A 6,350-nucleotide genomic window follows, 5' to 3' on the forward strand; every position below is an offset into this window, starting at 1 on the left:
CGGCCAAGCGCGATAGCGGGCGCCACCTTGCACTTGGAGCGTGCGCTGGCTAGCACTTAGGTCACAGGACGCGGGCGCAGCGGCAGGTTTCGCGCGAAGACGCCCGGGCGTGGGGGCGGCGAATGGTGCATAGCCACATCCGCATCGGCCGTGTTCGCACGTGCCAGGCGGCGTCGCTTGCGCATGCAATGTCTTTGCACGCAGTGCCGCGTCGCTGCCACCGGTCTGCATCAGTCCGGCCGCCATCCGCGCGGTCGGTGCCCGGAACAAGCCCCACCTCAGGCCTACGCGGCGGGGCCGTTTTGCGATAGCGTTCGCACTACAGACAACGCAACAGCCGGAGGGGGCGACGATGCGTATCGGAATCGTGGTGGACAGCGCGTGCGATCTGCCGCAGGACTTCATCCAACGTCACAACATCGTTGTATTGCCGATCAGCGTGCGCATCGGCGAGGCGGTGCTGGCCGATCACCGCGACGAGGAAGCCACGCTGAGCTTTCTGCAGGCGCACGTGGCCGAGCGCGGGCACGAAGCGGAAACCACGCCGTTCTCGGTCAGCCAGATCCGCGATCTGTTCCTGCAACGACTGGTCATCGACTACGACCATGTGTTCTGCCTGACCATTTCCAAACTCCGCAGCCAGATCTTCGACAACGCGATGCAGGCCAGTTTCGCGATCCTCAACGACTACAAGCCGATCCGGCAGGCCGCAGGCCACACCTCGCCGTTCGCGCTACGGGTGATCGACACGCTCAACCTGTTCGCCGGCCAGGGCATCACCGCCGTGGAAGCGGCCCGCCTGCGCGACCAGGGCCAGAGCGTGGCGGCCATCCGTACTCGTCTGGAACAGCTGGCCGAGCACACCTATGGCTACATGATTCCACGCGATCTCTATTACCTGCGCGCCCGCGCGCGCACCAAGGGCGATCGCAGCGTCGGCCTGATCGGCGCCGCGCTCGGCAGCGCGCTGGACATCAAACCGGTGCTGCGCGCCTACCGCGGCGTCACCGAGCCGGTGGCCAAGCTCAAGGGTTTCGAACCTTCGGCCGAAAAGCTGTTCGGCTTCACCGTGCCCAAGATTCGCGACGGCCTGATGACGCCCACGGTGTGCGTGGGCTACGGCGGCGAGCTGGCCGAGCTGCATGCCCTGCCCGGCTACGCCGCACTGCAGGGCGCCTGCCAGACCCACGGCGTGGAACTCCTGGAAAGCGTGATGAGCCTGACCGGCATGGTCAACGTCGGCAAGGGCGCCTTGGCGGTCGGATTTGCCGCCGAGCCACACGCGTTTTCGGCCTGAGACGTGGCCGAGGGTGCGCTACCCTCGCCGCTCGCCAGACACGCCGTCAATCCACCGCGAGTCGATTGCTGCGTTCATGCCGCCAACGCTGACGCTAGCGACGAGGGCACCGCGCCAGGCAGCTTGCTGATGGCCACCTTGAATGAGGCGAAATCCAGCACAGATGGCTGCCGTCCCATGGCCGCAGCCACGCCGCAATTTACACAGCGAACGACCTGCTAGAGATCGTAGGACAGCACGTCTTCGAAACCGAACGTGTCGAAATTCTCGATGCGCGAGGGATACAGGCGACCGACCAGATGATCGTATTCGTGTTGCACCACGCGTGCGTGGAAGCCTTCGGCGTCGCGCTCGATCGGGCTGCCGTCGGGTGCGAAGCCGCGGTAGCGAATGAAGCGATAGCGCGGAATCACTGCGCGCAGGCCGGGAATCGACAGACAGCCTTCCCAGCCGTTTTCCATTTCTTCCGACAGCGGTTCGATCTGCGCGTTGGCCAGGGCCGTGCGCGGCACTGCGGGCGCTTCGGGATAGCGCTCGCTGGCGTCGAAACCGAACACCATCAATTGCAGATCCACCGCGATCTGCGGTGCTGCCAGACCGACGCCACGCGCAGCGTCCATGGTTTCGAACATATCGGCCACCAGCGTGTGCAACTCGGCGCTTCCCAGGTTGGTGACCGGTGGTGCCACGCGTAACAGACGCTTGTCGCCCATGCGGATAATTTCGCGAATCATGCGGGTGCTCCTGACGATCGTGGCGTGGATTCTAGAGGGGCTGACGACCGGTAGCGAACAGGTGCAGGCGCTGCAATGGTACGCAAGCGCGGCAGCGTACGAGCGGTCGCTGCCGCGCTTGCGCATGCCCGGCTCCGGGCACCGCTCGCGCCAGCGCACGGTGCGTACAGTCACCTTGTCTTGCCGCGCTCAACAGGTGCCGTGCATGCGCAAGCGGGCGTGTAACAAGCTTGTTCATCGCCCTGTGCATAAGCGTACTGCGTCTATCGTCAGCGCTGCGGCCAACGTAACGGAGCACACCAGCTTCGCGCCGGTTGAACCGGCTCAAACATGTCAGCGGCCAATGCGTTGACCGGCCTCGTCCAGCACGCGTTCGCCGTCTTCCTTGATGAAGCCATGCGTGGCTGGCGGCAACAGGTCGAGCACCCGTTCGCAGGGACGGCACAGGCGCGTGCCGCGCGCGGTCTGGACGAATGGGCGGTTGATCAGGATCGGATGGGCGAGCATTGCGCTCAACAGTGTCGCATCGTCCAGGGTGGGATCGTCCAGTCCCAGTTCCAGATAGGGCGTGCCTTTCTGGCGGATGGCCTCGCGGACCGTGATGCCGGCAGCGGCGATGAGCGACTGCAGCGTCTGGCGGCTGGGCGGATGCTGCAGGTAGTCGACGATCTGCGGTTCGACGCCGATGTGGCGCATCAGGGCAAGGGTGTTGCGTGAGGTTCCGCAACCGGGATTGTGGTAGATGACGGCGTGCATGGTGGCCTGGCGCTGGGTTGGCTGGTGGATGGCGGGGCCGGCAACGGATGTCCGGACGACGACCAGACCGGCCAGTGTACGAGTGGCGTCCGGGGATGCCGAGCGCCGGGCCACGGCGTGCGCTGGCGCCTTGGTGACGGGCCGGCGGAAGTGAATTCCCAGACTGCAATCCTGCCGATGACTTTTTCAGGTTGTCGCTTCGCATTCGACGGCGAATGTGTCAAAAGATTGACACGAATCACGGATTCATGATTCAGTCATGAACAGACTGAAACGGAAGGATTCTCCCGAGCGCCGGTGTCAGCACGGCGTTTTTTCCCCTGTTGGACCCAAGGAAACCCCAACGATGATGAGCTTTCGCAAGCCCGGATGGATGCTGTCCGGTGTGTTGTGTGTCGCATGCCTGCCGGCGATCGCTGCAGCGCAGCAAGCAGCTACCAGCAGTTCCAAGGTCGGTATCGACCCCACCACCGGCAAATTGCGCCCGCTGACCGACGCCGAGAGCGCGGCGCTGGATCAGCAGGCGGCTACAGCCGCCTCCGCAGCACGCAGCAGCGCCGCACGCACCGCGGTTCCGCAGACCGAAGCGGGGTTCAGCCGACATACGTGTAAAAATGACTCGCAGAATCCAATTTCTTTTGTGAAAACATGAAGTTGCCAGATAAAACGGCGCTTCCATCGCTCATCCACTACCTCGTCCCTTTCGAGGTTCGGCACGCTGCAACTGTCTTGCGGCGACTGTGCGAGACCGGTCGGTCGCAGTGTGGGTAATACACGGATGCCGCCGGCTTCACAGCAGAGCACGCAAGGACTATTCGGCAGTACACGCTGCCGGGATTGAGAGTCGGCAGGAATCTGCGAAAAAATTATTTAATAACAGCAAGTTATCCCACATTTGGCTGTTTTTTTGCACGAATCCCTGCCAACCCTGTTGAAGGCCTGGTACAGCCGGTTCTTGCGGCTGTAGTTGCCTAGCTTACGCATCAGCGTCGAGGCCGCGATCTTGCCGGTCTTGATCGAGAGCACGACCTGCATCAGGCCCTTCCAGTGGGTCTCGATCAGATCCCAGTCGGCAGTGTCCCGGAACAGCGCATCGATGTATTCGTAACGAATGTCCTCATCGGGGCGGAACCTGCCGACCCTCATCCTGACAATCGATGACACACTCTAGGGGCCAGGATCATTTTCGATGGCTTCTCGAATCTTTCGGATGCGAGAAGCCTCTATAGACATACTGTAAGGTCGCGCGCCACGCTTGATACCGAACGCGCGGACTCGCTCGTGAAGCGTTTCGGCAGCACCGTAGCGGTTGGTACTTACATCCGTTCCCGCGATGTCTGGCTGCTTTTCCAGTACTCTATCGATTGAGGCGCGGGACTCGGCATGCTTGTAAAAGATGGCGGGTAGAATTTCCATTCCCTGAATATATTCCATGCCATTGATTTGCTCCGCCCTATCTTCATCGGCGAAGCACTGGCCGTAGTCATGCAGCCGCTGGTGTAGGTTATCAAAGAAGTTGGACTTATGAAAGGCATGCAAGGTGAAGTCCAAGCAAAATTGCTGGCATCCTATCTTGGACTTTTGTGCAGCCACATCGATTATCGCCATTGAAGCCGAATCGCCAAACTCATCTTTTAGGTCCGAAATAAATTCTGGGTATCCATTCAAGATTAATGGCTCGTTGTTCTTGCCCCGCTTGAGCGCCTGCGCTGTCTCCATGACAAGCAACGACTTGCGACCGTCATCGTGTGTCCTGACGTCGATAGCGATTCGGTGCGAGCCCCTCGAGTCCAGAATTGAGATTGAACGCCAGCTAGGCTCATGGGTAGCTGCCAGCGTTGCCCTAAATTCCGCTGGCGATTTTGCATATCCCAAATTCAGTCCGGGATACTTGGCGTTATATGTCCTGACTAGGACCGCCAAGTTTTTTGCATCGAGATTACTTATCTCACGAGTCGGCTGGCTGTGAGTGACAGTGTCCAGCACCCTTTGTGCATAGTGCGCCAACTCAGGATTGATGTTCGGACGCTCAAGCGCCTCAGACAACGCCTTAGCTTTTTTTCTGGCGCGCGGGGGGAGGTTCAAAAATTCAGCTCGCAGGGGAGGTGAAGAGGGCGAGGTGCCGTATGCATCTTCTCCAGACGCCGGGACGGCGGGGACGTTCTGAGTCTGCGTGAATCTGGTGTGCTCTGTAGCGTGGGCTGCATAATGCTCAGGTGAGCCTGCCAAGCTCTGCTTTGAAGCGCATAGACCCATGTCAATCTCCTGCAGTGACTGTAGAAGCGAGTTTGGCGAGAATCGCTCGCTTTCGCGGTGGCTCACCGAAGCCCTGGGTGGGAAGGCGAAGTATTGACGCGGGGGAATCCCGAGCCTTCGCCAAGCGGCTGATCATCTGCCTACCGGCATTGCACCGGCTGCGATGGCGTTTTCGGGTTCGCCAAGGGGGTGCGCGGTGGCCGCAGTTGCTCCAGTAACTGTTCCAGCGTGCCCAGACGTACCGTGGCACGCAAGGTGTCCGCCTCGGCGTGTTCCCGGCGCTGGCGCTCTTCGACCAGCTCGGTCCGCGCCGCAGCCAGTTCGGCGCGCACACCTTCCAGCGCCTGGACATCTTGGGTCCAGCGCACTTGCAGGGCTTGGTGCTCGACGGCCGTCAGGCGCAGCGCGTCGCGCTCGCGTTGCTGGGCGTCGGCCTGCTGGCGTGCCTGCGCCAGTTCCCGCTCCAGGCGGGTCTGCCGTTCCAGCCGCTGGCCGTTCTCCCGGTTGAGCTGCATCAGGTCGTGGTTCTTGGCGGTCAGCGCCTCGTTGGTCTGCCGTAGGGCAACCTGCAGTTCCTGTACCTGATGCTCGTGCCGGCGTTGTTCCTGCTCACGCTGGTCCTTGACCGAGGTGCGGTAGTGCTCCAGGGCTTCCCTGGCGTGTTCGTGCTTGTGCTCCAGCGACTGGGCATGACGTTCGTGCTCCACCAATCGCGCCGTGAGGCCCGCGATTCGCTCCTGCAGTTGGGCCAGTTCGGTAGTGCGGCTGGCCACCTCGCTCCTGGCGGCGTCGCTCGCCTCGCGTTCGGCCTGCTGTGCTATCTCTGTGCGCTGCAGCTGCGTGCTGAGTGAGTCAGCCTCGTGTCGGGCCTGCTCCAGCGCTTGGGTACGCTCCTGGAGCTGCGCCTGGAAGCGCGCCTGAGCTTGCGCCACGACCGTGTCAGCCTCGGCGTGCAAACGCTCGGCGAGGCGACTGACTAGATCTCCTGCAGCGCTTCGGTGATGGCCACCTTGGCGCCGGGATGCTGTCCTTCCTCGTCTTCCAACTCCCTCAGATAACGGTGGATGGTGGTCTTGGACCCCGTGTTGCCCAGCGCCACCCGCACCGCGTCCACGGACGGATGCGTGCCCGTGGCGCGCAGGCGATCGCGGGCACGTTGCACCTCGCTTTTGTACAACCCGGACCTTGCCATCCGTCACTCCACGTATTTCGTAACGTATTACATACCATGTAATTACATACTACCGAACGCACTATACCGACCATCGGTGCGCACTGAGCTAACGCGGGATAATATTGAATTATCC

Annotated in this window: 4 protein-coding genes and 3 pseudogenes; 2 read left to right on the top strand and 5 right to left on the bottom strand. The window is 61.7% G+C overall.

Features of this window, described 5'->3' with window-relative positions:
- Window positions 1–352 precede the first annotated feature (352 nt).
- Window positions 353–1,297 (top strand): DegV family protein, encoded by a 945-nt coding sequence (locus J7360_RS08950; protein ID WP_209033698.1) that lies wholly within the window; start codon window positions 353–355, stop codon window positions 1,295–1,297.
- A 218-nt stretch (window positions 1,298–1,515) separates the two neighbouring features.
- Here J7360_RS08950 and def read toward each other — a convergent pair whose 3' ends face one another.
- Together def and arsC are read right to left on the bottom strand one after the other, a co-directional pair.
- Window positions 1,516–2,031 (bottom strand): peptide deformylase, encoded by a 516-nt coding sequence (gene def / locus J7360_RS08955; protein WP_007963672.1) that lies wholly within the window; start codon window positions 2,029–2,031, stop codon window positions 1,516–1,518.
- A gap of 333 nt (window positions 2,032–2,364) precedes the next feature.
- Complete coding sequence (arsC, locus tag J7360_RS08960; protein WP_007963670.1) at window positions 2,365–2,787, bottom strand: arsenate reductase (glutaredoxin); 423 nt, start codon at window positions 2,785–2,787, stop codon at window positions 2,365–2,367.
- Between the two features lie 346 nt (window positions 2,788–3,133).
- Here arsC and J7360_RS08965 point away from each other — a divergent pair.
- Window positions 3,134–3,376, top strand: a pseudogene (locus J7360_RS08965) (hypothetical protein); the annotation flags it as partial.
- A 329-nt stretch (window positions 3,377–3,705) separates the two neighbouring features.
- Here the strand turns inward: J7360_RS08965 and J7360_RS08970 are convergent.
- From J7360_RS08970 to J7360_RS08980, 3 genes and pseudogenes are all read right to left on the bottom strand, one after another.
- Window positions 3,706–3,918: pseudogene (locus tag J7360_RS08970) on the bottom strand (Tn3 family transposase); the annotation flags it as partial.
- A 36-nt stretch (window positions 3,919–3,954) separates the two neighbouring features.
- Complete coding sequence (gene xopJ, locus J7360_RS08975; RefSeq protein WP_280515178.1) at window positions 3,955–5,043, bottom strand: YopJ family type III secretion system effector XopJ; 1,089 nt, start codon at window positions 5,041–5,043, stop codon at window positions 3,955–3,957.
- 132 nt (window positions 5,044–5,175) lie between these two features.
- Window positions 5,176–6,235 (bottom strand): annotated as a pseudogene (locus tag J7360_RS08980) (DNA-binding protein).
- Between the last annotated feature and the right edge of the window lie 115 nt (window positions 6,236–6,350).

This window comes from Xanthomonas sp. D-99 (assembly GCF_017746145.1).
Taxonomy (GTDB): Bacteria; Pseudomonadota; Gammaproteobacteria; order Xanthomonadales; family Xanthomonadaceae; genus Xanthomonas; species Xanthomonas cissicola.

Coding starts and splice junctions, on each gene's coding strand:
- arsC (WP_007963670.1), bottom strand. CDS start 2,787: ATGCACGCCGTCATCTACCACAATCCCGGTTGCGGAACCTCACGCAAC.
- J7360_RS08950 (WP_209033698.1), top strand. CDS start 353: ATGCGTATCGGAATCGTGGTGGACAGCGCGTGCGATCTGCCGCAGGAC.
- def (WP_007963672.1), bottom strand. CDS start 2,031: ATGATTCGCGAAATTATCCGCATGGGCGACAAGCGTCTGTTACGCGTG.
- xopJ (WP_280515178.1), bottom strand. CDS start 5,043: ATGGGTCTATGCGCTTCAAAGCAGAGCTTGGCAGGCTCACCTGAGCAT.